The sequence below is a fragment of the Nonomuraea sp. ATR24 genome, from assembly GCF_041950485.1.
Taxonomy (GTDB): domain Bacteria; phylum Actinomycetota; class Actinomycetes; order Streptosporangiales; family Streptosporangiaceae; genus Nonomuraea; species Nonomuraea ceibae.
In genome coordinates, this window is record NZ_JBGNUU010000021.1 from 16,748 (window position 1) to 40,964 (window position 24,217).

Genomic DNA, 24,217 nt, shown 5'->3' on the forward strand with positions numbered 1-24,217 from the left:
CCACCATGCGAGGGAGTCCGTCGGCGGCCGAGCTGCTGGCGCTGGCGCGCGGCGGCGACGGCGAGGCGTTCCGCGAGCTCGTCGAGCCGTACCGGCGCGAGCTCCAGGTGCACTGCTACCGCATCCTGGGCTCGGTGCAGGACGCCGAGGACCTGGTCCAGGAGACGCTGCTGGCGGCCTGGCGCGGGATGGACGGCTACGAGCAGCGCGCCTCGGTGCGCACCTGGCTCTACCGCATCGCGACCAACCGCTGCCTCAACGCCCTGCGGGCCGGATCGCGGCGTCCGCAGGACCGGCGGGCCTACCGCGTGGAGGTCACGTTGCCCGAGCCGTCGCACCGCCGGGACGAGCCGAGCTGGCTGGAGCCCTACCCTGACGCGCTGCTCGACGAGCTCGCCGACCGGATGCCCGGCCCGGAGGCCCGCTACGAGCTGCGCGAGTCGGTGTCGCTGGCGTTCCTCGCGGCGCTGCAACGGCTGCCGCCCAGACAGCGGGCCGTGCTCGTGCTGCGCGACGTGCTGGGCTTCCGGGCCGGCGAGGTGGCGGGCATGATCGGCGCCACCGAGAACGCCGTCGCGATGGCGCTGAAGCGGGCCAGGACGACCCTCGCGGGCGAGCTGCCCGGGCGGGAGAGCGCCCCGCTGCCCGGCTCGGCGCGCGAGCGGCGGCTGGTCGACGCGTTCGCGCGGGCTTTCCAGGCCGGCGACGTGGACGCCGTCGTGGCGCTGCTGACCGACGACGCGTGGCTAACCATGCCGCCGCTGCCGCTGGAGTATCAGGGCCCGGAGGTCATCCGTCATTTCCTGGCCACCGTCGCGATGTGCGGGGGCCGCGAGTACGTGCTGATCCCGACGCGGGCCAACGGGCAGCCGGCGTTCGGCTGCTACCAGCGCGACCCGCGCACGCCGATCCTGCACGCGCACGGCGTGCTCGTGCTGACGCTGACCGGCGACCGGATCGCCGTGGTGACGCGCTTCCTGGACAACGCGCTGCTGGCGTCCTTCGGGCTGCCCCGGTCGCTGCGCGACTGACGGCCACACTTTTACCGACATAGGGGGATACGTGCGTGTCGACGGAGGGCGGATGACGCCCGGACAGGCATGGGTGCTGGGCCTGGCCTCGCTGGCGTCGTTCATGATGGCCCTGGACAGCCTGGTCGTGACCACCGCGCTGGGCACGATCCGGCAGGATCTGGCGGCCTCGATCGAGTCGCTCGAATGGACCGTCAACGCCTACAGCCTGACGTTCGCCGTCCTGCTGCTGACGGGGGCGGCGCTGGGGGACCGGTTCGGGCGGCGGCGGGTGTTCGTCACCGGGCTGGCCGTGTTCACGGCGGCGTCGGCGGCGTGCGCGCTGTCGCCGGACATCGGCACGCTGATCGCGGCGCGGGCGCTCCAGGGGGCGGGCGGCGCGATGGTGCTGCCGCTGTCGCTCACGCTGATCACCGTGGCGTTCCCGCCGGAGCGGCGGGGCCGGGCGATGGGGCTGTACCTCGGCCTCACCGGCCTGGCCACGTTCAGCGGGCCGTTCGTCGGCGGGGTCGTCGCCGAAGGGCTCGCCTGGCAGTGGATCTTCTGGCTGAACCTGCCGATCGGGCTGGCCGCGATCGCGCTCACCGTCCGCCGCGTCGAGGAGAGCGCGGGCCCGCGCAACCGGCTCGACCTGGGCGGCGTCGCGCTGGTGACGCTCGGCGCGCTCGGCGTCGTGTGGGGGCTGGTGCGCGGGAACGCGGCGGGCTGGGGGAGCACCGAGGTGCTGGGCACGCTGCTGCTCGGCGTCGCGCTGCTGATCGCCTTCGTGGCCTGGGAACGGCGTGCGGAGGCGCCGATGCTGCCCATGCGGTTCTTCCGGCTGCGCGCGTTCGCCACCGCCGCCTCGGCCAACTTCCTGGTCTTCGCCTCGCTCTACGGCACGATGTTCTTCCTCGCCCAGTACTTCCAGATCGTGCACGGCGACGGGCCGCTCGGCGCGGGGCTGCGGCTCATGCCGTGGACGGCGACGCTCATGGTGTGCGCGCCGATCGCCGGGCGGCTGGCCGACAGGGTGGGCGAGCGGACGTTCGTGGCCGGCGGGCTGCTGCTGCAGAGCGTGAGCATGGGCTGGATCGCCCTCGCCGCCGGGCCCGGCGCCGGCTACCTCGAACTGCTGCCCGCGCTGATCACCAGCGGGGCCGGGCTGACCATGGCCATGCCCGCCGCGCAGAAGGCGGCGGTCGGCGCGGTCCTGCCGCACGAGATCGGCCAGGCGTCCGGCGCGTTCATGACATTGCGGATCTTCGGCGGGGTGCTCGGCGTCGCCGTCTCGGTCGCGGTCTTCGCCGCGACCGGCGGCTACGCCTCGCCCGCGGAGTTCGGCGCCGGGTTCGCGGCGGCGATGGGCGCGGTCACCGCGCTCGCCCTCGCCGGGCTGCTCACCGCCCTCGGCATGCCGCGCGGGCGGACCGCCCTGACCTCCGTGCCCAGGCCGGAGACCGTTCGATGACGACCCCGGAGGAACCCCGTGAACCGTGACGCTTCGACACTCCGCGCGCTGCACGTGCCCGGCGCGCCGCTGGTGCTGCCCAATGCCTGGGACGCGGCCTCGGCCCGGCTGGCGGTGGCGGCCGGGTTCCCGGCCGTGGCCACCAGCAGCGCCGCCACCGCCGCGGTGCTCGGCTACGACGACGGCGAGGCGGCCCCCGTCGGCGAGGTGCTGGCCGCCGCCGCGCGGATCGTCCGGGCGGTGGACGCGCCGGTGACCGTCGACTTCGAGCGCGGCTACGGGCTCGACCCCGCCGAGCTGGCCGAGCGGTTCGCCGCAACCGGCGCGGCCGGGCTGAACCTGGAGGACTCCGACCCCGCCACCGGCGAGCTCGCCGACGCCGCCGAGCAGGCCCGCTTCCTGGCCGCGGTCCGCCAGGCGGCGGCGTCGATCGGCGCGGACCTGGTCGTCAACGCGCGCATCGACGTGTTCCTGCGCCGGTCCGGGCCGCCGGAGGCGCAGCTCGCCGCCGCGCTCGACCGGGCCGCCCGCTACCTGGAGGCCGGGGCCGACTGCGTCTACCCGATCGGCGCCGGCGACCCCGAGGTGATCCGGGCGCTGACGAAGGGCATTCCCGGGCCGGTGAACGTCGCCTACGGGGGCGGCGCGCTTTCACCGGCGGAGCTGGCCGGGCTCGGCGTCGCGCGGGTGACGTTCGGCCCGGCCCTGCAACGGCACCTGTACGACACGTACGGGAGCGCGCTGTTCGCGGCTGTCGCGTCGGGCGGGAACCCGTTCGCCCGCTGACCGGGGGCCCCGGCGGCGGGCGCGGGGCGGTGATCCGGCAGGATCGGCAGCCGATGAACCTCTTCCGCAACCGCAACTTCAACATCTTCCTGGCGGTCCAGGCGCTGTCGGTGGCCGGCGACTCGTTCTCGACGGTGGCCATCCCGCTGCTGGTCCTGCACGCGACCGGCTCCGTCGTGCAGATGGGCCTGCTGACCGGGCTGTCCGGCGCGGCCTCACTGGTGACGGGGGTGTTCGCCGGCCACCTGGTCGACCGGGTGGACCGCCGCCGCCTGCTGATCGGCTGCGACCTGGCCCGCGCCGCCCTCTACGCCGCCATCCCGCTCGTGTGGATGGCCGGCCCGCAGATCTGGCTCCTGTACGTGATCGTCCCGCTCGGGGCGGCGCTGGGCATGGTCTTCCAGGTCGCCTACGTGGCCGTGGTGCCCAGCCTGGTCGAACCCGACCAGATCACCCAGGCCAACGGCCGCCTGTACGCCATCTACGCGGTGGGTGGCATCGGCGGCCCGGCGCTGGTCGGGGTGATCTCCCAGGCGTTCGGGCCGGTGGTCGCGATCGGCGTGGACGCCGTGACGTTCGTGGTGTCCGCGCTCGGCCTCATGCTGATCCGGCTGCGCCCGGCGGCGGCGGCGCCGGCGGACCGGGGCGGCCTGCTCGAAGGCGCCAGGTTCCTGTGGCGGCACCCGGTGATGCGCTCGCTGACGATCCTGCTGACGTTCTTCATCTTCCTGACGGCGGGCGTGGACGACGTGCTCATCTACCACCTCAAGCACGACCTCGGCCAGAACGACGACGCCGTCGGCCTGGTCCTGGCCTGCGCGGCCGTCGGCGCCATCGTGGGCGCGCCGCTCATCGGCCGCATCCGCAAGGCGATCGGGTTCGGCAACACCTGGGTGAGCGCCACCACGCTGTCCGGGCTGGCGATGGGCGGCGTCGGGCTGGCCACGGGCGTGCCCGCGGTGGCGGTGCTGATGGCGCTGTTCGTGCTCGGCACGGCCGTGGCCGGGATCTGCTCGCAGTCGTTCCGCCAGGAGGTGACGCCCAGCCACCTGCTGGGCCGGGTCACCGCAGCCTTCTGGACGGTCCACTACGTGCTGGGCCCGGCAGGCGCCGCGCTCCTCACGCTCGGCGCGGCGGAGTACGGCGTCGCCACCGTGACCGTGGTCGCCGGCGCGGGCTGCGTGCTGGTGTCGCTGTCGGGCCTGCTCACGCCGATGCGCCGCCCGCTCCCGCCCTCCTGAGCCCGGGGCGGGCGGCCCGCCTGGCGATCACGTCGGCCGCTATCAGCAGCCCGGCGGGAACGACCGCCGTCAGGAAGCCGCTCGGCCCGAGCAGCGCGACGGCGAACGCCCCCCAGGCCAGGACGGCCCAGCCGACGTACGCGGGCACGGTGTGCCCCTGCCGCCCGGCCCGCGCCACCAGGAGCCCCAGCAGCACGAGCACCACGACGAAGCCGCCGGGCAGCGCCCAGAACGTGACCAGGGACTCGCTCCCGGCGGAACGGTCGCGCAGCTCCCCGGCGAACCAGCTCGACCAGGGGGCGAGCGGGGCGAACATCAGAGTGTGCGCGGCGGCGATCAGGATCATCGCCCGGCCGGCCCACACGGTGAGCCGGGCGGGCGCGGACGGGCGGGACGCGGATGTGAGGCTCATGGCAGCCATCGTGTCCGCGCCGCCCCCGGCCCGCCTCCCCCCGTGAGAGGAGGCGGCTCCCCCGTGGAGGTGAGGGTGGCCTTCAGCGCCGCCATCCGCTCCGCACCCACCAGCCCGGGAGCGGCGCGGACGTCCAGATGGACGCGGTTCTTGAGGTCGACAGCGCCTTCGGGTCGTGGGCGTCGAAGGTGACCTGGAAGTGGCGGCTCATCGTGGCGCTCCGTTCGTCTCGCTCACCGCCCACTGTGCCACCCCGGGTTCGGGGCGCGGCTCACTCGGTCATCACCCGCCACAGGGCGGCCCGGTCGAGGGTGTCGACCTGCCAGGTGCGGGAGTCCAGCGTGCCCCGGTGGCGGTAGTCGCGCATGATCCGCACGTGCTCCGGGACCCGGACGAATGCCCGGAGATCCTCCTCGCTGCGCCACACCGACAGGGAGCCGACACGGCGGCTGGGCACGTCGGCCCAGAGCCACATGCCGACCGCGCCCGTCAGGCCCGGCCACAGGCGGCTCAGCGACCGGGCGCGGCGGGCGATGCCGGGCAGGTCGAGCAGCCGCTGCGCCCGGTAGTCGGTCAGGGCCGCCACCAGCGGGCCGGTGCTGCCGCTCGCCGGGCCGGTGATCCAGCGGGACCTGAAGTGCGGCGCCCGCCTGTCGTCGTTCGTCATGCGGCTCAAACTATATTAACGACCGATCGGTTGCATAGTTGGCCGCTTGACTTCGGGCACGGTTCTGCAAGTTAATGTGAACATGAAGTCGAGCGAGTGGATGCAGATCGGGGAGCTGGCCGAGCGGTTCGACCTCGCTCCCCACGTCCTGCGGCACTGGGAGGCGATGGGGCTGATCGCGCCCGCCGCCCGGGTCAACGGGCGGCGCCGCTACACCCAGGACCACCTGATCCACGTGATGACGATCATCCGGGCGAAGGCGGCGGGCATGAGCCTGGAGCAGATCCGGGAAATCCTCGGCGTCACCGGCCAGGCGGAACGCCACGCCCTCCTCCAGCGGCACCACGCCGAGCTCGAACGGCGGCTCCAGGAGATCTCGGCGTCCAAGGCGCTGATCGAGCACCTGATGCGGTGCACGGCCGACGACTTCACCCAGTGCCCGACTTATCGGCGTATAGCGGAGAGTGCGGTCGTGCTTCCGGATCCGCACCACGACGGCTGCGTGGTCTGAGGGCGCGTCAGCCGGCCTCCTGCCGGAAGACGATCGTCGTGCCCAGGACGGGCACGGCCGCCTGCCTGCCGGTCCGGGTGAACGCGACGCCGTTGCCGCCCAGGTGCCGCACGGTGGCGTCGAGGTCGCGTACGGACACCGTGAAGCCGGCGAACCCCGGCAGGGCGGGCGGCGCCCCGCCGGACTGCGGCGCCGACGTGACGGTGACGCCCGCGCGGTCCGGCGCGGCGGCCTGAGCGCTGTCCTGCGCGCTGTCCGGCGCGGTGGCCTGTGTGGCGGGGCCGAAGTAGGTGGCGTAGCGGCGGCGGACCTCGGCCAGGTCCGGGGCGGCGACGTGCAGGAGACACCCGGTCAGGGCGGTCGCGCCGTTGGCGTGCTCGGGGTGCCGCTCGTCGTCGACCGGCGCGTTCTGGGCGAAGCCGACCCGGCCTTCCGGCACGCGGCCCGCGGGCAGGCCGGGGTGGGAGAGCTCCAGGTAGCGGGCGGGCTCCATCCGGGTCCCCGTGGCGGTCTCGACGGGCCGCTGGACGGCGTGCACGCCGCCGTGGCCGACCCCGGCCGCCGTCAGCCGCGCGGCGACGGCGTCGATGTCCGGCGTGTCGGCGATCACGATGTGCAGGCCCTGGAAGCGCCGGAGGAAGGCGGCGATGTTCGCGGCCGTCGCGCGGACGGCGGCCGTCAGGCCCGGCAGCTTGTCGTCGGGCACCCGCAGCGGGATCGGTCGAGCCCCGGCGGGCACGCGACCGGCGGACACCAGCTCGACGAAGCCGCCCGGGAAGTACACGTGCGTGTTGACCACGCCGACCGGCTCGGCCATGCCCGGCAGTTCGGGGTAGGCGGGCTCGGCCACCGTGAAGCCCAGCCGCCGGTAGCGCTCCATCGCCTCGTCCATGTCACGCACGATGTGCCCCACGTGGTGCAGGCCGTTGACGTCGCCCATGTCGGGCCTCCAGTTTCCGATAGTTCACTCTTGTTTGAGAGGAGACTATCATTTGGGGGCGCGGTAGAGTCGGGCGCATGACTGACGGCGGGCTCCGCGAGCGCAAGAAGGCCAAGACCAGGGAGGCGATCCTGCGCGAGGCGTTCCGGCTGTTCCGCGAGCGCGGCTACGGCGCCACCACCGTCGAGCAGATCGCCGACGCGGCCGAGATCTCGCCCGCGACCTTCTTCCGCTACTTCCCGACGAAGGAGCACCTGGTCACGCTCGACCGGTTCCCGCCGCTCGTCGAGGCCCTGGCCGCGCAGCCGCCTGGCCCGCCGCTCACCGTGCTGCGCGGCGCGTTCCGCGAGGCGTTCGCCGAGCTGACCGCCGAGGAACTCGCCGCCGGGCACGCGCGGGAGGTGTTCGCCGCCACCGTGCCCGAGCTGCTGGTGGCCAACCTGCGCAGGAGCCCCGGCCTGGTCGGCGAGGTCCGCGACCTGGTGGCCGCCAAGGCCGGCTGCGACGCCGGCGACCCGCGCGTCCGCGACGCCGTCGGCGCGGTGTTCGGCGTCGTGGCGCTGATCTGGCTGGAGTGGGCCCACGACGCCGGCATGGACGCCCCCGCCGAGGTCGACCGCGCCCTGGCCCGCCTGGAGTCCGGCCTCACCGCATAGACGCACGCCCCGCTCGGCGGCGTCGTGCTCACGTGCGCAGCGCGAGCGCGTAGCGGACCTCGGTGAGCGGGAAGCCCCGCAGGTCGTCGGGCTTGACCGTCCCGTCGCCGCGCCAGCCGAGCGCCTCGTAGAAGCGCCTGGCACGCGCGTTGGTGTCGAGCACCCAGAGGGTGGCCAGCCCGTAGCCGGCCCCGGTCAGCGCGTCCACGGCCGTGCCCAGGAGCGCGCCGCCGATCCCGCGTCCCCACGCCTCGGGCGCCAGGTAGAGGGTGGTGATCTCGGCCACGGACGCCGGGTCCTGATCCGGGTCGCGGGCCGGCCCGAAGCCGGTGAAGCCGGTGACGCCGCCGTCGTCCTCGGCCACCAGGATCCCGCTCCTCGGCCAGGCGGTCTCGCCCAGCAGGCGCCGCCACCTCGGGAGGCGGGCGGCGGGGTCCAGGCCGTCCAGGTAATCCTGCGGCATCAGGCCCCGGTAGGCCGCCTGCCAGGAGCGTACGTGGATGCCGGCGATCGCCTCGGCGTCGGCGGGGGTGGCCTGGCGGACGGTCATGTGATCGTCATGGCATCACCGCCCGGTGTGAGCCAGGACACGCCTGGCCTGAGTCACAGACGCAGACGGGCGGTCGTCTCCCCTAGCGGCACACATTCCCGACGCCGAGGAGCATCGATGCGCACTCCGCTGCTGTTCGTTCACGGTTTCTGGCACGGCACCTGGTGCTGGAGCGAGGTCCTGGCCCGCGTGGCCGAGACGGGCCGGCCGGCCCTGGCGGTCGACCTGCCGGGGCACGGGCTGCGCGCCCGGCGGCCCCGGTCGGTGACCGGCCGCCCGTTCGACCCCGCCCACCTGGCGACGGAGCCGTCGCCGGTGGCGGGGGTGACTCTGGACGAGGCGGGCGAGCACCTGGTCGCGCAGCTCAAGCGGCTGGGGCGCGGCGGCCCGGTGACGGTCGTGGCGCACAGCATGGGCGGCACGGTGCTCACCAGGGCCGCCGAGCAGGCCCCCGAGCTGGTGGCGCACGCGGTGTACCTGGCCGCGTTCATGCCCGCCTCCGGGGTGCCCGCGTTCGACTACGCCCTGATGCCGGAGAACGAGGGCGAGCTCATCGGGCCGTCGGTGCGGGCCGACCCGGCGGCGGTCGGGGCGCTGCGGCTGGACGTGGCCTCCTCCGACGACGCCTACCGGCAGCAGCTCCGCGAGACGTTCTACGGCGACATCGACCCGGAGGCCGCCGACGCGGCGATCGCGCTGATGACGCCCGACGCCCCGGCCGGGATCGCGCTCGGCACCACGACGCTGACCCGGCAGGGCTGGGGCTCGGTGCCGCGCACGTACGTCGGCTGCGCGCGCGACATGACGATCAGGCCGCCGTTGCAGCACAAGTTCGTGGCGGAGGCGGACGCCGCGTTCCCGGACGACCCGACCGCCACGGTGTGGCTCGACGCCTCGCACTCGCCGTTCCTGTCGCAGCCGGGCCGGGTCGCCGAGATCGTCGGCGGGATCGGCTGAGCCGGGGGCTCAGCCGCCGTCGCCCAGGCGCGCGATCAGCCGGTCGGCGAGCGGGGTCTCGCCGAGCGCGTCGCGCACCCACTTGCGGGTGACGAAGGAGTAGGCCGCGCGGGGCGCCTGGTCCCAGTCCAGCGTGCCCTGCGGCGGCTCCGGGTCGTACTCGATGGCGAACTGCACGGCCCGCGCCGTCTCCGGGCCGGCCAGCTCGCCGGCCAGGTGCAGCGCCATGTCGATGCCGGCCGAGACGCCGGCGGCCGTGAGCACGGGCCCGTCGGCCACCCACCGCTCGCGGGTCGGCACGGCGCCGAACTCCGCCAGCGCGTCCACCATCGACCAGTGCGAGGTGGCCCGCCGCCCGTCGAGCAGCCCGGCCGCGCCGAGGATGAACGAGCCGGTGCACACCGAGACCACCGGCCGGGCGGTCGCGGCGGCGGCGCGCACGTAGGCGAGCAGGGTCTCGTCGGCGGTGGCGCGCATCGTCGCCTCCTCGCCGCCGGGCAGCACGAGCACGTCCGGCGCGGGCACCTGCTCGAACGTGTGCCCGGCGCGTACCTGGAGCGGGGTGTCGGTCTCGACGGTGTCCAGCCGTTCGGCGACCACGACCACCCGGAACTCCGGGCGGATCGCCGCGAGCGTGGAGAGCACCTGGAGCGGGCCCACCAGGTCGAGGATGGTGCAGCCGGGGTAGAGCACGAACGCGATCGTCTTCTCGGTAGCCATACCCGCATCCTGACCCCCGGCGCGCCGCCCGTCGCCGTCCCTGGCCGGATTTCCGCGATACGCGTCCCGTCAGCGCCCGGCGGCCTGCCGCCCGCGCGCGGGGCTGGTCCCGTACCGGTCGCGGAAGGCCTCGCGCAGCGTCTCCGTCGAGCCGAACCCGCAGCGCCGGGCGATCGTGTCCAGCGGCAGGTCGCTGGAGGCCAGCAGGTGCGCGACCGCCTCGGTGCGCGCCGCGCGCACGTACCGGCCGGGCGTGGTGCCGAGCTGTCCGGTGAACAGCCTGCGCAGGTGCCGCACGCTGATCCCGGCGCGGGCGGCGAGCGCCGCCGCCGACAGGTCGGCGTCCAGGTTCCCGGTGATGTACGCGACCAGGTCCCGCACCACCCGGCTGCCGGGCGGCGAGGTGGACAGGAACATGCTGATCTGCGCCTGGTCGCCGGGCCGGTGCAGGTACGTGACCAGTGTCTGGGCGACCTTCCTGGCCAGCGTCGGGCCGTGGTCGTCGGCGATGAGGCTGAGGCTGAGGTCGAGCCCGCTGGTCACCCCGGCCGAGGTGTGGAGCCGGCCGTCGGAGATGTACAGCGGCACCGGGTCGAAGGTGACGGCCGGGAAGCGCGCGGCGATCTCGGCGGCGTGCCGCCAGTGGGTGGCCACCCGCCTGCCGTCGAGGAGCCCGGCGGCGGCGAGCACCGAGACGCCGGTGCAGATCGACACGACGCGCCTGCTGCCGCGCGCGATCCTGCGGACCTCGTCCACCAGGCGCGGGTCCTCGCGGGCGGCCACGTGCCCGTGCCCGCCGGCGACGATCAGCGTGTCGACCGGGCCGGTGATCCGCTCCAGCTCCCGCTGCGCGACCAGCGTGATCCCGCACGAGCTGCGGATGGTGGCCGCCGCGACCGTGGCGAGCTCGACCGTGTACGGGGGCCGCGCGCCCGCCCGGTTGGCCGAGGCGAACGCGTCGCCGGGCGAGGCCACGTCGAGCAGTTCGACGTCGGGATAGCCGACGATGACGACACGGCGGTTCACGCTTCTCCTCTGCCCGGCGTCCCTTTACCGGACCTAACGCCCAGGATTGAGGACATATGCCGCCATCGCCGGGCGGTGGCGCGCCCAGAATGTGCCGCATGTCAGGGGCAGAGACACCACGGGCCGGATACCCGCTGCTGGCGGCGCTCTACACCACGCAGTTCCTCGGCACCGCCTTCTTCGGCACCGCCCTCGCCTCGATCCTGCGCGAGCGCGGCGCCGGCCTGGAGGCGCTGGGGCTGCTGCAGGCCGTGTGGATGCTGACCGCGCTGCGGATGCTGTGGGCGCCGCTGGTGGACCGGTTCGGCTCGGCCCGCCGGGGGCACTACCGGTCCTGGCTGCTGGTGCTCCAGCCGGCGCTGGCCTTGACCCTGCTGATGCTGGTCGCCCTCGACCCGGTCGACGACCTCGGCCTCGTCCTGTTCGCCGCCGCTGCCGCCGGGGTGCTCTCGGCCACCCAGGACATCGCCGTCGACGCGCTGGTGGTCCGGCTGCTGCGCCCCGGGCAGCGCGGGATCGCGAACGGCATCCAGGTCGCCGGCGGCTACGTCGGCAGCCTGGTCGGCGGCGGCGTCTCCCTGCTCGTCTACGCCGAGTTCGGCTGGGCCTGCGCGCTGCTCACGCTGGCGGCGCTGACCGTGCTGCCGGCCGTGCAGATCCTGCGGCTGGCCGAGGGGCCGCCGCCCGCCGGGGGTCCCGGCCTGCGGGAACGGTACGCGGCGCTGCTCGGCGTGTTCGCCGACCGCCGCAGGGCGCGGTGGACGCTGCTCGTGCAGCCGTGCTTCCTGGCCGGGATCTTCGCCGCGTACGCCCTGGTCAGCCCCATGCTGGTGGACGCGGGCTGGTCGCTGTCGTCGATCGGCCTGGTCACGAGCCTGCTCGGCGACACGGTGGCGATCGCGGGCGCGCTGCTGGCCGGAAGCCTGGTCGCGCGGTTCGGCACGCGCGCCTGCCTGGCCGGGTCGGGTGCGGCCCTGCTGGTGAGCGTGGTGGCGCTGCTGCCGGTGGCTCGCGGGGCGGGCTGGCCGGTGCTGACCGGGGGCGCGATCCTGCTGTTCAAGGTGGCCTACGCGGCGGCGGCCACGGTGGTCTCGGCCGAGACGATGCGGCTGTCCCGCCCGGCGACGGCGGGCGCGGACTACAGCGCCATGTCGAGCGCGGGGTCCGTGGTGGCGTTCGGCGTGGGGGCGGTGACGCTGACGGTGGCCGCCGCCGTGGGCTACCCGGTCACGCTGGCGGGGGCCGCGGTGCTCGTCGGCGCAGGCATGGTCGCCTGTATAGTCACTAATCTTGACTATCAGAAAGAGTGACTATATGGTCCTCTTCGTACCGGTCGAATCCAGGAGGACACCCCCATGAGCATCACCGTCGAACTCACCCGTTTCAAGGTGTCGCCCGACCGGGAGGAGGAGATGCTGGCCGCGCGGCCCGCGATGCTGGCCGACTTCCGCGCCGACCGGGACGGCTTCCTCGGCGCCCGCCTGATCCGCCTGCCCGGCGGCGAATGGCTGGACGTCGTCGACTGGCGCTCCCCCGAGGACTATGCCGCCTCCCGCGCCAAGGGCGCCAACCTGCCGGGCGTCGCGGCGTTCTTCGCCACCATCGCCGAGCTGGTCAGCGCCGAGGAGGGCACCGTGGCGTAGCCGCGCTATCTGATCGCGGCCTGGCCGCGTTGTTCACCTGGGCGCTGCGCCGCGAGCGCCCGGCGTTCGGTCCCGGGTCACGGGCGGGCCGTTGACTGCCCGGGCACCATCTTGTTCCGGACCGAGGACGTACATGCACCGCAACACTCTCTCCGCCGTGGCCGCCGCCGCGATCATGCTGACCGCGAGCGCGCCCGCCCTGGCGGACACCCGGCCCGACTCCTTCTTCGGCGGACGGCTCCCGCTGAGCGCGCAGCCGGTGACCACCACCGTGGCGCCCGGCGTGACGCTCACGTCGATGTCGCTCGGGGCCAAGGACGAGAACGACTTCTGGACCGTGCACGTCTACCTGCCGCACACCGCCGACGGGCCGCTCGACAAGGCGGCCACCGCCCTGGGTCCGCGCGAGATCGCCGACCGGGTCGCCGCCGCCGTGCGCGGCAAGGGGTACGAGCCGCGTGTCGAGGAGGTCGTCACGCCCGCGTACGCCGACCGCCCCGCGGGCACGCTCGGCTGGACCGTCCGCGTCGGCCGCCACGCCACGAGCGCGGAGGCGGCGGCGGAGCTCGCCCGGCTCCGCGCGGCCGGGTTCGCCGGCGGCACTCGCTACACCGCGCAGGACGGTGCCGACCCCGGCGCGCCGCAGAAGGTGCACGTGCTCCGCGTCGACTTCCGCGCCTTCGGCGGCACGGTCGGCACCGACTTCGGCCCGTCGCTGAACGGCACCGAGAAGCTGACCGACCTCGCCGCCGCCGCGGGCGCGGTGGCAGGGATCAACGCGCAGTGGTTCTACAACAGCGCGCCCGGCGGCATGTACGTCAAGGACGGCAAGCTCATCGGCTCCGCCACCCAGGGCCGGGGCGGCATCAAGATCACCCGGGGCGGCCGCTCGGTCGACGTGGACGCCTACACGGCCCGCGTCACCCTGCGCGCCGGACGTACGAGTGCCGAGATCGACGGCGTCAACCGGGTGCCGGGCGAGATCTGGAACTGCGGCGGCGTGGGCGGCGACCAGCCGACCGAGAAGCCGCAGCACGACCTGAAGTGCACCGACGACAGCGAACTGGTCCTGTTCACGCCCGAATGGGGCACCCCGCCCACCGGCGCCGGCGCCGAGGCCGTCCTCGACGCGCGCGGCACCGTCACCGCCGTCAACGCCTCCCGAGGCGCCGCCGTCCCCGCCGGCGGATCCACCGTCCAGGCCATCGGCGACAGCGCCGCCTGGCTGCTCGCCCACGTCAAGCCGGGCGAGCGGCTGCGGGTGAGCGAGCGGGTCGAGGACAGCCGGGGCCGGCGGGTCCCGCTCACCCGCGACACCACGATCCTCCAGGTCGGCCCCACGCTCGTCCGCGACGGCCGCGTCTCCGTGAACGCCGCCGCCGACGGCCTCGTCCGCGAGGGCGCCGACCAGACCTTCACCTACAACTGGACCGTACGCGCCAACCCCCGATCCATGATCGGCATGGACGATCGGGGCCGGCTCATGCTCGTGGTCGTCGACGGACGCCAGGAGGGCTACAGCGAAGGACTCGGGATCGCGCAGACGGCCGAGCTGATGAAGCTGCTCGGCGCCCGCGAGGCGATGAACCTCGACGGGGGCGGCTCCAGCGTCATGGTCACCCCCGGCGGCATCGTCAACCGGCCCTCCGACGCCGCCGGCCAGCGCTCCCTCGGCAACGTCCTACTGGTCCGCCCGTAACCGACCAGGGACGCGTGAGCGGCGTCCAGAAGTTCTTGCAACAACGACGCCCGCCGCCGCGTCCCTGGGTGGTGGAGTTCGAGGAGTTCGTCCGCGCCAGGAGCCACGCGCTGCTGCGCTACGGCCTGGTGCTGACCGGCAGCGCCGACGACGCGGCCGACCTGGTCCAGGAGGCTTTGCTCAAGCTGGGCTCCTCCTGGCGGCGGGTGCGCAACAAGGACGACCCCGAGGGCTACGTACGGACGATCATGGCGCGGCAGCACGTGAGCTGGTGGCGTCGGCGGTGGCGGGAACACCTCACGGCCGAGGTGCCGTCGCCCGTCCACGAGGACGAGCCCGAGCTCGGCGAGATCTGGCAGCGGCTGCGCGCCCTGCCGGCCGGGCAGCGCGCGGTGCTGGTGCTGCGCTACCACGAGGACCTGTCCGACCAGGAGATCGCGGCGCGGCTCGGGATCTCGCCGGCGACCGTCCGCAGCCAGGCCTCGCGGGCGCTCGCCACGCTGCGCGTCCGGGCACGAGCATTCACCGGGAGGCGGCGATGATCACCGAGGACGAGCTGGCCGGGGCCCTGCGCACGATCGCCGACCGGGCCGAGGACCGGGACGTCCTGACCGGCGTGCGCGCCAAGCGACGCGCGCGGCGGCGCAGGCGCGCGGCGGGCACGCTGGCCGCGGCCTGCGTGGTGGGGTGCGCGGCGGTCCTGGGCTGGGGTGGGGGCGGGCCGGTTCCGCGTCCTGCGGACGCACCCCGGCAACCGCGCGACGCGGTCGAACGGGTGTGGCCCCAGGCCGTGTTCACCCTGCCGGTGGGGTCGCGCCCGTTGGAGGCGATCACCGCCACCAAGGTGCTGGTCTGGACCGAGCCTGGGACCCTGGAGATCCACGACACGGCCGCCCGCCGGTCGATGCCGGTCGCCTCCCTCGCGCGGCCTCCCCGGCTCTGGGCCGCCGACGCCGAACGGGTGGCCTGGCTGACCGGCGACGGACACGCCTGGGTCGCCCCCGTACGCACCGGCGGAAGGGCCGGGAGAGTCGGTCCGGTCCGGGGAGAGCACGTCGACCGGCTCGCGCTCACCGCGCGTCACGTCGTCTGGTCGTCACCGCTGGACGGCGTGTGGCGGGCGGGCCTCGACGGCGGCGCTCCCGAGCGGGTGCCCGGGGGCAGGGGGCTGCAGCTCGTCGAGTGGCCGTGGGCAACCGACGAACCCCTCGACGCCCGTACGAACCCCACGAAGGTCGTCAACCTGGAGACCCGGCGCGTCATCGAGGTCCGGCCCGTACCGGGAGCCGAAGGGCTGCGCTGCGGCCCCACCTGGTGCACCGGCACCCACCGGGGAGGGGACGCGCTCGTGCAGCGCACCGACGGAGCCTGGAGCCGTACCCACCGTGACTGGCTGACCGGCTACCCGTACCGCGACCGGTTCATCACCGGCGCCGGCCGGATCCACGACGCCCGCACCGGCACCACCGTGTCGTTCGGCGCCGGCCGGTGGTCGCAGGGCGGCGGCGTCGTCTCCTGGCCCGTGGACGGCGGCGTCCGCGCACTCAACCTGGCCGCCGTCCCACCCGGCTAGCTTCCTGCGGGCCCCAGCACAGGGAACAGCCTGCCGCTCTGGTGTGGATCTTGGGGAAGCGGTTGCCTTGGCCGGGGATCGACACGAGAATCTCGGACTCATGATTTCCATCCGGATCACGGGCGCCGTCGCGGTGCTCTGTCTTGCGCTCTCGACGGGCTGCGGGGTGCTGCCCGGTTCCCCGAAGGAGCCCGGCCCGGCCGAGGGGCCGCGCCGGGTACCGGTCGAGGCTCCGGCCGGCGCCGATGACGGGGGAGGGGGCGCCTCGCACCACTGGGTGGGGCTGAACCCGGTGTGGAAGGTTGAGCAGATCGACGAGACGCCCCAGCATCACGGCCTGGTGTCCGACGGGACGCGCGTGGTGGCGCTGCGCAAGGAGATCAAGGGCGGCGCGGCGGGCGAGCTGACCGGCTACGACGGCGCGTCGGGCAAGCGGTTGTGGCGGCGGGAGCTGGGCTGGAGCGGTGCGAGCGCGCCGGTGGCCGAGGACGGCACGGTGGTGGTCCCGCTGGGCGCCGAGGTGGACAACCGGGTGGAGCGGCCGGGGCAGTTCGTGGCGCTGGACACCGCGACGGGGGAGGAGCGGTGGCGGGTCAGGGTGCGGCAGCGGGCGTTCATGACGTCGCACCTCTACCTGCCGGCCCCGGCGCAGGGGGCGATCCTGGACGGCGTCTTCTACTACGCCGACGGGCCGCACCTGTACGGGCGCGATCTGGTCTCGGGCAAGGTGGTGCACCGGCGGACGAGCAGGTCGCACCTGGCCGTGGCGGGGCCGGTGCGGGCGGGGGAGCGGCTGGTGGTGCTGGTCAGGCCGGACCCGTTCAAGCACGTCGACGGCGTGGACGGCACCGTTCGCAGCCTGGCGGTGCTGAGCCCGGAGCTCACCCCCGTGCACCAGGCGGACCTGCCGAAGGGCACCGAGGCCACCGAGGTGATCACCGGTGGCGCGATCGCGGTCGTGAGCGAGGGCGGCGGTACGAATCCGCACATGTGGGGCTTCGACACCCGGACGGGCAAGCGGCTGTGGAGCCGGCCGCTGGGGAAGTCGCAGTACGTGGGCCCGCCGGTGCGCGGTGTGGTGCCGGTCCTGGACGGCTCGCGCAACCATGAGCAGCGGTTCGTCGGCCATGACCTGCGCACCGGGGAGCGGCTGTGGACGCTGGAGCCGCGCAAGGCCGAGGCGCGGATCGACCGGGCGCGGACGATGGGCGTGGCGGACGGCACGCTGTTCGGGCTGGGGCACGGGGTGGAGATCGTGGACCCGGCGACCGGGAAGGTCACGTTCGCCCACCAGTTCACGCCGCGCGGCGGCGGCCGGGTGGTGGCGGCGGCGGGGCGCATCGTGATCTACAACCATGACGGCCTGATGGGCTTCGACTGAGCCGCCCCCCGAGGCTGAGCCAGGTCGGCCGCCGCTTGTGTGACATTCGTCAGGGGTGGGCGGGAGGCCGGGGTGGATAGTGTGAAACGCATGAAGGGCCGGCTCTGGACCTCCGTCTACCTCGTCGTCCTGGTGTGGCCGCTGCCCGGGTTCCTGGCGGCCTCCCCGCCGGGGCTCACGATCGGGCTGGTGACCGCCGGGCTGGCGGGCTTCGTCGCGCTCTACCTGCGGGTCGTGTGGACCGCACTGGACCGGCCGCACCGCAACGCCACCCCGTACGCGCTGATCCTCCTCTACGTGGTCGCCGCGGCGATGACCGTGGCGCTGGGCGAGATGTGGGTGTTCGCGGTGTCGTACTTCCTCATCACCGCGGTCGCCGCGGCGCTGCCCGCGCGGGCGCTGCCGGTGGCGGCCGGGGCCACGGTCGCGGCCGTCACGCTCGCCCTGCCGCTCCTGGGCAGGTCGCTGGCCGAATACTGGTGGCTGCCGCTCCAGGCCGTGGTGTTCACCGCCGCCATCCGCGCCTTCCTGCAGCTCAACGCAGCCAACCGGGCGTTGAGCAAGGCCGGGGCCGAGGTCGAGCGGCTGGCCGTGGACAACGAGCGGCTGCGCTTCGCCCGCGACATGCACGACCTGCTCGGCCACAGCCTGGCCGTGATGACGGTGAAGAGCCAGCTCGCGGCCAGGATCGCCACCGCCGACCCGGACCGGGCCAGGGCCGAGATGGAGCAGGTCGAGGAGCTGTCCCGGCAGGCGCTGTCGGAGGTGCGCGAGGCGATCGCGGGCTACCGGGAGCTGTCGCTGCCCGGCGAGCTGGACGGCGCGCGCCGGGCGCTCGACACCGCGGGCGTGCGGCTGGAGGTGGCCGCCGACCCGCTGCCGGCCGACGCCGAGCCGGTGCTCGCCTGGGTCGTCCGGGAGGCCACCACGAACGTCGTCCGCCACAGCGGCGCCCGCCGCTGCCGCATCCGCCTCGGCGTGACCGGCGGCGAGGCGTACGCGGAGGTCCGCGACGACGGCCGCGGCCCCGCCGATCACACGGGCACGCACGGCAACGGCCTGCGCGGCCTCGCCGAGCGCGTCCACGTCGCGGGCGGCACCCTGTACGGCGGCGCCGCCGAGGGCGGCGGCTTCCTGGTGAGCGCCCGCGTCCCCGTGGCGGAGCGGGCGTGATCCGCGTCCTGCTGGCCGACGACCAGCATCTCGTACGCGAGGCGCTGGCGGCGCTGCTCGGCCTGGAGCCCGACATCGAGGTCGCCGGGCAGGTGGGCCGGGGCGACGAGGTGGCCGGGGCGGTCGCCCGGCTCGATCCGGACGTCGTGCTGCTCGACATCGAGATGCCCGGCTGCGACGGCCTCACCGCGGCGGCCGGGCTCACCGGCGTGCGCGTGATCATCCTGACGACGTTCGGCCGCCCCGGCTACCTGCGCCGGGCGATGGACGCCGGGGTCGACGGCTACGTGGTCAAGGACGCCAGGGCCGGGGAGCTGGCCGACGCGGTGCGGCGGGTGCACGCGGGGGAGCGGGTGTTCGACCGCAAGCTCTCCGCCGCCAGCCTCTCCGCCGGCGCGAACCCGCTCACCGGCCGCGAACGCGACGTGCTGCGCGCCGCGACCGAGGGCGGCACCATCGCCGACATCGCCCGCCGCCTCCACCTGTCCGACGGCACCGTGCGCAACTACCTGTCGTCGGCCATCGGCAAGCTCGGCGCCCGCAACCGGGCCGAGGCGGCGCGCGCCGCGGAGTCCAAGGGCTGGCTCTGACGAACGTCACTACCGGCCGCACCACGCCTCTCGCGAGGCTGGAGGCATGGTGAAACGCATCGCGCCCGCGCTCGGGCTGTTCTTCCTGTCGCCGCTGATCGGCGAGTTCCTGCTGGGCAACCTGCCGGTGACCATGCTGGTCGCGTTGATCACGCTGGCCCCGCTGTACGGGGGCGGCGCGCTGCTCGTCCGCGAGCTGGCCCGGCGCCGGGGGGCGGGCTGGCCGGGCATCGTCCTGCTCGCCGTCGCCTACGGGCTCGTGGAGGAGGGGCTGGTCACCCGGTCCCTGTTCAACCCCGGTTACGCCGGCATGGACCTCGCCTCGTACGCGTGGATCCCGGGTCTGGAGGTGAGCGCCTGGTGGGTGACGTTCGTGCTGGGCGGCGTGCACGCCGTGGGCAGCATCTGCGTGCCGATCGCGGTGATGGAGGCCTTGGTGCCCGCCAGGGCCTCGGAGCCGTGGCTGCGGCTGCCGGGCCTGGTGACGGCGGGGGTGCTGTTCCTGCTGGGGGCGGCGGCGAGCGCGCTGTTCGACCCGGCTCCGTACCAGCCGTCCGTGGCCCGGCTCGCGGGCGTGGTGGCGCTGGCCGGGCTGCTGGTCGTGCTCGGCCTGCGCCGCCGGGGCCCGGCCGCCGCGTCGCCGGGGCGGGCGCCGGGGCCGTGGCCGGTGCTCGGCTTCTCGCTGGTGGCGGGGGCGGTGTTCTGGGGTGCGGCGATGGCCGCCTGGACGGTCGCCGCGTGGCTGCTCGTGGCCGTCAACGTCGCCGTCTACGCCGTGGTCTGCGCCCAGGTGGCGCGCTGGTCCAGGAGGGAGGGCTGGGGCCGCGCCCAGGTGTTCGCGCTGGCCGCGGGCGGTGTGCTCACCTACGCCTGGCACGGCTTCCCGCAGCCGCCGGCCGTGCCCGCCGATCCGGCCGTCGACCTCGCCGGGAACACCGCCTTCGCGCTGGCCGCGCTCGCGCTCCTCGCCGTGGCCGCGGCCCGCCTACGCTCCCGGGAGCCCGCCGCCCCGGCCTGATCGGGCCCGGAACCCTCGCCGAAGGGTGCGAAGTGGATGCGTCCGGCCACGCCCCACCCGCTCGCCTCGCTGTTCCAGCCGCTCCGCCTCACGGGCTCCCCGGTACGGCCCCCGCGCCGCGTGAGTCCGATCACAACCGGGTAGCCAGATGGGCAGACTATGGTTAGCCTTGCCTAACTGTTGAATCCCGGCACGAGAATGGAAGCACCACCATGCGCGCATGGCGTCCGATCCTGGCATTCGCCGCTTTAAGCGTCGTGCTCGCAGGTTGCGGTTCCGCGGAGACCGGCGGCAACGCCGCGGGCACCGGCACGGCGGCGGCCTCCGCCGCGCCCGCCGGTCCCTGGCAGTTCACCGACGGGTCCGGCAAGGTCGTCAAGGCCGACAAGACCCCGACGCGGATCATCGCGCACGCCGGCGAGGCGGCCGCGCTGATGTCGTTCGGCCTCAAGCCCGTCGGCATCTACGCCGACGAATCGGTCAAGACCGACGCGAACCTCAAGGACCTCGACCTGACCGGCATCGAGATCCTCGGCGAGGAATGGGGCAAGATCGACGTCGAGAGGGCCGCGGCCCTGCGCCCCGACCTCATCGTCGGCGACTGGTGGCCCGCCGAGAAGGCCTACAGCGGCCTGGAGGAAGGCGCCGACGAGAAGAGCAAGAAGCTCACCGAGCTCGCCCCCATCGTCGGCGTCGCCCAGGGCAAGTCGATCGTCGCCCTGGCCAAGGGCTACGAGGACCTGGCCAAGAGCCTCGGCGCCAAGGTCGACGCCCCGGAGATCGTCGCGCACAAGAAGCGCTTCGAGGAGGCGGTGACCGCCTTCAAGGAGGCCGTCGCCGCCAAGCCCGGCCTCACCGCGGCCGCCATGCTTCCCGCCGACGACAAGCTGTACGTGGCCAACCCCGAGTACGCGCCCGAGCTGCTGGACTTCCAGAACTGGGGCCTGAAGGTGATCAACCCCGACAGCCCCGACCCCGGCTTCCCCTACTGGGAGAACCTGAGCTGGGAGAACGCCGACAAGTACCAGCCCGACCTCGTCCTGTACGACGGCCGCAGCTACAAGCCGACCTCCAACGAGGAGTGGGGCAAGAAGCAGCCCACCTGGTTCAAGGTCAAGGCGGCCAAGGCGGGCGCCGTCGTGTCGTGGCCGGCGTACTGGCTGCACACGTACGAGGACTTCGCCACCGAGCTGGAGAGCCTGACCGCGGCCGTGAAGGCCGCGGACGAGAACATCGGCGACTGACCGCCGACGATGAGCAGCTCGACCTCTCTCGGACGACGAGCCTCGGCCCTCGGGCCGGGGCTCGCCCTGCTGTGCGTGCTCCTGGCCCTGATCGCCTTCCTCAGCGTCACGCTCGGCTCACGCTCGATCGGCCTGCCCGAGGTGCTGAGCGCGCTGGGCAGCATGGACGCCGACGCGTCGTTCAACAGCACGGTGACGCTGGAGCTGCGCGTGCCCCGCACGCTGATCGGCATCCTGGCGGGCGCCGCGCTCGGCGTGGCCGGCGCCATCCTCCAGGGCGTCACCCGCAACCCGCTGGCCGACACCGGGATCATGGGCATCAACTCCGGCGCGGCCGTCTGCGTGGTCTTCGCCATCACGGTGCTCGGCGTGCGCGGCGCCGGCGTCTACGTGTGGTTCGCCTTCGCCGGGGCGATCGCCGCCCTCGTGCTCGTGTACGCGATCGCGTCGCTCGGCAGGGAGGGCGCCACCCCGGTCAAGCTCGCCCTGGCCGGGGCCGCCGTCACCGCGGGCCTGGCCTCGGTCACCACCGGGGTCGTGATGACCAACGTGGACGCGCTCAACGAGCTGCGCTTCTGGCAGGTGGGCTCGCTCGCCGGCCGCTACGCGCCGATCCTCGCCGGGGTCGCGCCGTTCCTCATCCTCGGCCTGATCGCGTCGCTGGCGTTCGGGCGCACGCTCAACGGGCTCGCGCTCGGCGAGGACCTGGCCCGCGGCCTCGGCCAGCACGTCACCCGGACCCGGGTGGCGGCGTTCGTCGTGGTCGCCGTGCTGGCCGGAGCCGCCACGGCGGCCTGCGGGCCGATCGTCTTCGTCGGGCTGGTCGTCCCGCACGTCGCCCGGTTCCTGTGCGGCCCTGACTACCGGTGGATCCTGCCGTACTCCATGCTGCTCTCGCCCATCGTGCTGCTGCTGGCCGACGTGCTCGGCCGGGTGGTGGTGGCGCCCGACGAGCTGCAGGTCGGCGTGGTCCTGGGCGTGCTCGGGGCGCCGGCGTTCGTGGCCATCGTCCGCTACGGCCGGATGTCGGAGGCGTGAGCATGACCACGACCGTCTCGACCACCGGCGCGTTCCGCGCCATCCGCCGCCGCAGGAACGCCCGCGCGCTGGTGGTGACGTGCGCGCTGACCCTGGCCGTCGGCGCGCTGTTCGTGCTCACGATGATGGTGGGCAGCTTCCAGCTCACCGCGGGCGAGGTCATCGCCTCGGTGCTGCACCTGCGCGAGGACCCGAGCGTCGACTTCGTCGTGCGGGGGCTGCGGCTGCCCACGGCGGCGGCGGCGCTGGCCGTCGGCCTCGCCCTCGGCGCCGCCGGGACGATCTTCCAGCAGTTGCTGCGCAACCCGCTCGCCTCGCCCGACTTCGTCGGCATCAACTCGGGCGCCGGGCTCGCCGCCATCACCGGGATCGTGCTGCTCCAGGCCGGCGGCCTGGCCGTGAGCGCACTCGCGCTCGCCGGCGCGATCGTCGCCGCCCTGCTCATGTACGTGCTCGCCTGGCGCGACGGCGTGGCCGGCTACCGGTTCATCCTCATCGGCATCGGCGCCGCGCTCTTCTTCGACGGGCTGATCGGCTACATGCTGACCCGGGCCCGGCTCAACGACGCCCAGCAGGCGATGCACTGGCTGACCGGCTCCGTGGGCCAGGCCGACGCCGCCGAGCTGCGGCTCCTGCTCGCCGCCGTGGCCGTGCTGCTGCCTGTCGCGCTGCTGCTCCAGCGGCAGTTGCGCGGGCTCGAACTCGGCGACGACGCCGCCCGCGCGCTCGGCGTCCGCACCGAGCTCAGCCGCGCCGGGCTGCTCGCCACCGCGGTGGTGCTGACGGCGCTGGCCGTCGCCGTAGCCGGGCCGATGATCTTCGTCGCGCTCGTCGCCGGGCCGATCGCCAACCGGCTGCTCGGCCCGGCCACCGGCGGGATCGTGCCCGCCGCGCTGGTCGGCGCGACGCTGGTGCTCGTCGCCGACCTCGTCGCCGTCCACCTGTTGCCGACGCCGCTGCCCACCGGCGTGGTGACCGGCGCGGTCGGCGCGCCCTACCTGCTGTGGCTGCTGGCCACCACCAACCGGCAAGGAGCGGGTGGATGACCCGACTGCACGCCGAGGGCGTGACCCTCGGATACGACGACCAGCCGATCGTGACCGGCCTCGACGTCCGGATCCCCGACGGCAAGGTCACCGCGATCGTGGGGGCCAACGCGTGCGGCAAGTCCACGCTGCTGCGCGGCCTGGCCCGGCTGCTCAAGCCCCGGGCGGGCGCCGTCTTCCTCGACGGCAAGGCGATGAGCGAGCTGGGCACGCACGAGGTCGCCAAGACGCTCGGGCTGCTGCCGCAGACGCCCGTCGCCCCCGACGGCATCACCGTCGCCGACCTGGTCTCGCGCGGACGCTACCCGCACCAGGGCTGGTTCCGCCGCTGGACCGACGGCGACGACGACGCGGTCACCCGCGCCCTGGAGGCCACCGGCACCGCCGCCCTGGTCGACCGGCCGATCCGGCAGCTGTCCGGCGGGCAGCGGCAGCGCGTGTGGGTGGCGATGGCGCTCGCCCAGGACACCGACCTGCTGCTCCTCGACGAGCCCACCACCTACCTGGACATCAACCACCAGGTGGAGCTGCTGCGGCTGCTGCGCAAGCTGAACGCCGAGTCCGGCAAGACGATCGTGGTCGTCCTGCACGACCTCAACCTCGCCTGCCGCTTCTGCGACCACGTGATCGCGATGGCCGACGGGTCCGTCGTCGCCGAGGGCGAGCCCACCGCGGTGATCACCGCCGAGCTGGTCGAGAAGGTCTTCGGCCTGTCCTGCGTCGTGGTGCCCGACCCGGTCGCCGGCACGCCGATGGTGGTGCCGTCCTGACCACGACGACGACGGCGGGACCGGCGACCGCCCCCGCGGCCGCGCTGCGCACGGCGACCGGCCGGGAGGCCACCCGCTGGGTCGCCGCGCACTGC

Annotated in this window: 27 protein-coding genes; 20 read left to right on the forward strand and 7 right to left on the reverse strand. The window is 74.3% G+C overall.

Annotation, left to right across the window (positions count from 1 at the left end):
• The first annotated feature begins 5 nt into the window (after positions 1–5).
• From ACBI99_RS36355 to ACBI99_RS36370, 4 genes are read left to right on the forward strand one after another with little or no spacing between them, the layout of a single operon-like run.
• A complete protein-coding gene (locus ACBI99_RS36355; protein ID WP_375074528.1) occupies positions 6–1,031 on the forward strand; it encodes a sigma-70 family RNA polymerase sigma factor in 1,026 nt (341 codons plus the stop codon).
• A gap of 52 nt (positions 1,032–1,083) precedes the next feature.
• Positions 1,084–2,481 (forward strand): DHA2 family efflux MFS transporter permease subunit, encoded by a 1,398-nt coding sequence (locus ACBI99_RS36360; protein WP_375074529.1) that lies wholly within the window; start codon positions 1,084–1,086, stop codon positions 2,479–2,481.
• A gap of 18 nt (positions 2,482–2,499) precedes the next feature.
• Positions 2,500–3,267 carry an isocitrate lyase/phosphoenolpyruvate mutase family protein gene (locus ACBI99_RS36365; RefSeq protein ID WP_219510602.1) on the forward strand — a complete coding sequence of 256 codons (768 nt, stop codon included), beginning with the start codon at positions 2,500–2,502 and terminating at the stop codon, positions 3,265–3,267.
• Positions 3,268–3,320: 53 nt separating this feature from the next.
• Entirely contained in the window at positions 3,321–4,508 is a 1,188-nt protein-coding gene (locus ACBI99_RS36370; protein WP_375074530.1) for an MFS transporter, read from the forward strand.
• Here ACBI99_RS36370 and ACBI99_RS36375 read toward each other — a convergent pair.
• The 3 genes from ACBI99_RS36375 to ACBI99_RS36385 form a co-directional block, all read right to left on the reverse strand.
• Positions 4,474–4,920, reverse strand: a complete 447-nt coding sequence (locus ACBI99_RS36375) for a DUF6463 family protein (protein ID WP_219510605.1) — start codon at positions 4,918–4,920, stop codon at positions 4,474–4,476. The two genes, ACBI99_RS36370 and ACBI99_RS36375, sit on opposite strands and share 35 nt — an antisense overlap.
• An 82-nt stretch (positions 4,921–5,002) precedes the next feature.
• Positions 5,003–5,131, reverse strand: a complete 129-nt coding sequence (locus ACBI99_RS36380) for a hypothetical protein (RefSeq protein WP_357585792.1) — start codon at positions 5,129–5,131, stop codon at positions 5,003–5,005.
• A 60-nt stretch (positions 5,132–5,191) separates the two neighbouring features.
• Positions 5,192–5,587, reverse strand: coding sequence for a hypothetical protein (locus ACBI99_RS36385; RefSeq protein WP_219510607.1), 396 nt, complete (start codon positions 5,585–5,587; stop codon positions 5,192–5,194).
• An 82-nt stretch (positions 5,588–5,669) separates the two neighbouring features.
• On the opposite strand from ACBI99_RS36385, the gene ACBI99_RS36390 reads away from it, so the two are divergent.
• Positions 5,670–6,098 carry a MerR family transcriptional regulator gene (locus ACBI99_RS36390; RefSeq protein ID WP_246646204.1) on the forward strand — a complete coding sequence of 143 codons (429 nt, stop codon included), beginning with the start codon at positions 5,670–5,672 and terminating at the stop codon, positions 6,096–6,098.
• A 7-nt stretch (positions 6,099–6,105) separates the two neighbouring features.
• Here ACBI99_RS36390 and ACBI99_RS36395 read toward each other — a convergent pair whose 3' ends face one another.
• Positions 6,106–7,038, reverse strand: a complete 933-nt coding sequence (locus tag ACBI99_RS36395) for a VOC family protein (protein WP_375074531.1) — start codon at positions 7,036–7,038, stop codon at positions 6,106–6,108.
• 77 nt (positions 7,039–7,115) lie between these two features.
• Between ACBI99_RS36395 and ACBI99_RS36400 the strand changes: the two genes are divergently transcribed.
• Positions 7,116–7,694: a TetR family transcriptional regulator gene (locus tag ACBI99_RS36400; protein ID WP_219510609.1), complete on the forward strand. Its 579-nt coding sequence runs from the start codon at positions 7,116–7,118 to the stop codon at positions 7,692–7,694.
• Between the two features lie 28 nt (positions 7,695–7,722).
• Here ACBI99_RS36400 and ACBI99_RS36405 read toward each other — a convergent pair whose 3' ends face one another.
• Positions 7,723–8,244 (reverse strand): GNAT family N-acetyltransferase, encoded by a 522-nt coding sequence (locus tag ACBI99_RS36405; RefSeq protein WP_375074532.1) that lies wholly within the window; start codon positions 8,242–8,244, stop codon positions 7,723–7,725.
• Positions 8,245–8,361: 117 nt separating this feature from the next.
• Here ACBI99_RS36405 and ACBI99_RS36410 point away from each other — a divergent pair, with 117 nt between their 5' ends.
• Entirely contained in the window at positions 8,362–9,201 is an 840-nt protein-coding gene (locus ACBI99_RS36410) for an alpha/beta fold hydrolase (RefSeq protein WP_375074533.1), read from the forward strand.
• A gap of 9 nt (positions 9,202–9,210) precedes the next feature.
• Here ACBI99_RS36410 and ACBI99_RS36415 read toward each other — a convergent pair whose 3' ends face one another.
• Entirely contained in the window at positions 9,211–9,921 is a 711-nt protein-coding gene (locus tag ACBI99_RS36415) for a DJ-1/PfpI family protein (RefSeq protein WP_219510612.1), read from the reverse strand.
• A gap of 69 nt (positions 9,922–9,990) precedes the next feature.
• Entirely contained in the window at positions 9,991–10,947 is a 957-nt protein-coding gene (locus ACBI99_RS36420) for a GlxA family transcriptional regulator (RefSeq protein WP_375074534.1), read from the reverse strand.
• Between the two features lie 98 nt (positions 10,948–11,045).
• Between ACBI99_RS36420 and ACBI99_RS36425 the strand changes: the two genes are divergently transcribed.
• From ACBI99_RS36425 to ACBI99_RS36485, 13 genes are all read left to right on the forward strand, one after another.
• Positions 11,046–12,257 (forward strand): MFS transporter, encoded by a 1,212-nt coding sequence (locus ACBI99_RS36425; protein ID WP_375074535.1) that lies wholly within the window; start codon positions 11,046–11,048, stop codon positions 12,255–12,257.
• Between the two features lie 45 nt (positions 12,258–12,302).
• On the forward strand, positions 12,303–12,590 hold the full coding sequence (locus ACBI99_RS36430; protein ID WP_375074536.1) for an antibiotic biosynthesis monooxygenase family protein: 288 nt from the start codon (positions 12,303–12,305) through the stop codon (positions 12,588–12,590).
• Positions 12,591–12,723: 133 nt separating this feature from the next.
• A complete protein-coding gene (locus tag ACBI99_RS36435) occupies positions 12,724–14,289 on the forward strand; it encodes a phosphodiester glycosidase family protein (RefSeq protein ID WP_357585805.1) in 1,566 nt (521 codons plus the stop codon).
• Between the two features lie 14 nt (positions 14,290–14,303).
• Entirely contained in the window at positions 14,304–14,831 is a 528-nt protein-coding gene (locus ACBI99_RS36440; RefSeq protein ID WP_375074537.1) for a SigE family RNA polymerase sigma factor, read from the forward strand.
• Positions 14,828–15,862, forward strand: a complete 1,035-nt coding sequence (locus ACBI99_RS36445) for a hypothetical protein (RefSeq protein WP_375074538.1) — start codon at positions 14,828–14,830, stop codon at positions 15,860–15,862. Before ACBI99_RS36440 ends, ACBI99_RS36445 begins: the two co-directional genes overlap by 4 nt.
• Positions 15,863–15,962: 100 nt before the next feature.
• Positions 15,963–17,243, forward strand: coding sequence for a PQQ-binding-like beta-propeller repeat protein (locus ACBI99_RS36450; protein ID WP_375074539.1), 1,281 nt, complete (start codon positions 15,963–15,965; stop codon positions 17,241–17,243).
• Positions 17,244–17,333: 90 nt separating this feature from the next.
• Positions 17,334–18,416 carry a sensor histidine kinase gene (locus tag ACBI99_RS36455; RefSeq protein ID WP_375074540.1) on the forward strand — a complete coding sequence of 361 codons (1,083 nt, stop codon included), beginning with the start codon at positions 17,334–17,336 and terminating at the stop codon, positions 18,414–18,416.
• On the forward strand, positions 18,413–19,006 hold the full coding sequence (locus ACBI99_RS36460; protein WP_219510621.1) for a DNA-binding response regulator: 594 nt from the start codon (positions 18,413–18,415) through the stop codon (positions 19,004–19,006). The genes ACBI99_RS36455 and ACBI99_RS36460 overlap by 4 nt, the downstream gene beginning before the upstream one ends.
• 46 nt (positions 19,007–19,052) lie before the next feature.
• Entirely contained in the window at positions 19,053–20,024 is a 972-nt protein-coding gene (locus ACBI99_RS36465; RefSeq protein WP_375074541.1) for a hypothetical protein, read from the forward strand.
• 212 nt (positions 20,025–20,236) lie between these two features.
• Positions 20,237–21,268: an ABC transporter substrate-binding protein gene (locus tag ACBI99_RS36470; protein ID WP_375074542.1), complete on the forward strand. Its 1,032-nt coding sequence runs from the start codon at positions 20,237–20,239 to the stop codon at positions 21,266–21,268.
• Positions 21,269–21,277: 9 nt separating this feature from the next.
• Positions 21,278–22,306, forward strand: coding sequence for an iron ABC transporter permease (locus tag ACBI99_RS36475; RefSeq protein WP_219510627.1), 1,029 nt, complete (start codon positions 21,278–21,280; stop codon positions 22,304–22,306).
• A 2-nt stretch (positions 22,307–22,308) separates the two neighbouring features.
• Positions 22,309–23,352, forward strand: coding sequence for a FecCD family ABC transporter permease (locus ACBI99_RS36480; RefSeq protein ID WP_375074543.1), 1,044 nt, complete (start codon positions 22,309–22,311; stop codon positions 23,350–23,352).
• Positions 23,349–24,122: an ABC transporter ATP-binding protein gene (locus ACBI99_RS36485; protein ID WP_219510630.1), complete on the forward strand. Its 774-nt coding sequence runs from the start codon at positions 23,349–23,351 to the stop codon at positions 24,120–24,122. Before ACBI99_RS36480 ends, ACBI99_RS36485 begins: the two co-directional genes overlap by 4 nt.
• Positions 24,123–24,217 lie beyond the last annotated feature (95 nt).

What these genes read in the sequence shown, in the direction of transcription:
- ACBI99_RS36355 (WP_375074528.1), top strand. Translation starts at nt 6, where the DNA reads ATGCGAGGGAGTCCGTCGGCGGCCGAGCTGCTGGCGCTGGCGCGCGGC.
- ACBI99_RS36360 (WP_375074529.1), top strand. Translation starts at nt 1,084, where the DNA reads ATGACGCCCGGACAGGCATGGGTGCTGGGCCTGGCCTCGCTGGCGTCG.
- ACBI99_RS36370 (WP_375074530.1), top strand. Translation starts at nt 3,321, where the DNA reads ATGAACCTCTTCCGCAACCGCAACTTCAACATCTTCCTGGCGGTCCAG.
- ACBI99_RS36375 (WP_219510605.1), bottom strand. Translation starts at nt 4,920, where the DNA reads ATGAGCCTCACATCCGCGTCCCGCCCGTCCGCGCCCGCCCGGCTCACC.
- ACBI99_RS36380 (WP_357585792.1), bottom strand. Translation starts at nt 5,131, where the DNA reads ATGAGCCGCCACTTCCAGGTCACCTTCGACGCCCACGACCCGAAGGCG.
- ACBI99_RS36385 (WP_219510607.1), bottom strand. Translation starts at nt 5,587, where the DNA reads ATGACGAACGACGACAGGCGGGCGCCGCACTTCAGGTCCCGCTGGATC.
- ACBI99_RS36390 (WP_246646204.1), top strand. Translation starts at nt 5,670, where the DNA reads ATGAAGTCGAGCGAGTGGATGCAGATCGGGGAGCTGGCCGAGCGGTTC.
- ACBI99_RS36395 (WP_375074531.1), bottom strand. Translation starts at nt 7,038, where the DNA reads ATGGGCGACGTCAACGGCCTGCACCACGTGGGGCACATCGTGCGTGAC.
- ACBI99_RS36400 (WP_219510609.1), top strand. Translation starts at nt 7,116, where the DNA reads ATGACTGACGGCGGGCTCCGCGAGCGCAAGAAGGCCAAGACCAGGGAG.
- ACBI99_RS36405 (WP_375074532.1), bottom strand. Translation starts at nt 8,244, where the DNA reads ATGACCGTCCGCCAGGCCACCCCCGCCGACGCCGAGGCGATCGCCGGC.
- ACBI99_RS36410 (WP_375074533.1), top strand. Translation starts at nt 8,362, where the DNA reads ATGCGCACTCCGCTGCTGTTCGTTCACGGTTTCTGGCACGGCACCTGG.
- ACBI99_RS36415 (WP_219510612.1), bottom strand. Translation starts at nt 9,921, where the DNA reads ATGGCTACCGAGAAGACGATCGCGTTCGTGCTCTACCCCGGCTGCACC.
- ACBI99_RS36425 (WP_375074535.1), top strand. Translation starts at nt 11,046, where the DNA reads ATGTCAGGGGCAGAGACACCACGGGCCGGATACCCGCTGCTGGCGGCG.
- ACBI99_RS36430 (WP_375074536.1), top strand. Translation starts at nt 12,303, where the DNA reads ATGAGCATCACCGTCGAACTCACCCGTTTCAAGGTGTCGCCCGACCGG.
- ACBI99_RS36435 (WP_357585805.1), top strand. Translation starts at nt 12,724, where the DNA reads ATGCACCGCAACACTCTCTCCGCCGTGGCCGCCGCCGCGATCATGCTG.
- ACBI99_RS36445 (WP_375074538.1), top strand. Translation starts at nt 14,828, where the DNA reads ATGATCACCGAGGACGAGCTGGCCGGGGCCCTGCGCACGATCGCCGAC.
- ACBI99_RS36450 (WP_375074539.1), top strand. Translation starts at nt 15,963, where the DNA reads ATGATTTCCATCCGGATCACGGGCGCCGTCGCGGTGCTCTGTCTTGCG.
- ACBI99_RS36455 (WP_375074540.1), top strand. Translation starts at nt 17,334, where the DNA reads ATGAAGGGCCGGCTCTGGACCTCCGTCTACCTCGTCGTCCTGGTGTGG.
- ACBI99_RS36465 (WP_375074541.1), top strand. Translation starts at nt 19,053, where the DNA reads ATGGTGAAACGCATCGCGCCCGCGCTCGGGCTGTTCTTCCTGTCGCCG.
- ACBI99_RS36470 (WP_375074542.1), top strand. Translation starts at nt 20,237, where the DNA reads ATGCGCGCATGGCGTCCGATCCTGGCATTCGCCGCTTTAAGCGTCGTG.
- ACBI99_RS36475 (WP_219510627.1), top strand. Translation starts at nt 21,278, where the DNA reads ATGAGCAGCTCGACCTCTCTCGGACGACGAGCCTCGGCCCTCGGGCCG.
- ACBI99_RS36480 (WP_375074543.1), top strand. Translation starts at nt 22,309, where the DNA reads ATGACCACGACCGTCTCGACCACCGGCGCGTTCCGCGCCATCCGCCGC.
- ACBI99_RS36485 (WP_219510630.1), top strand. Translation starts at nt 23,349, where the DNA reads ATGACCCGACTGCACGCCGAGGGCGTGACCCTCGGATACGACGACCAG.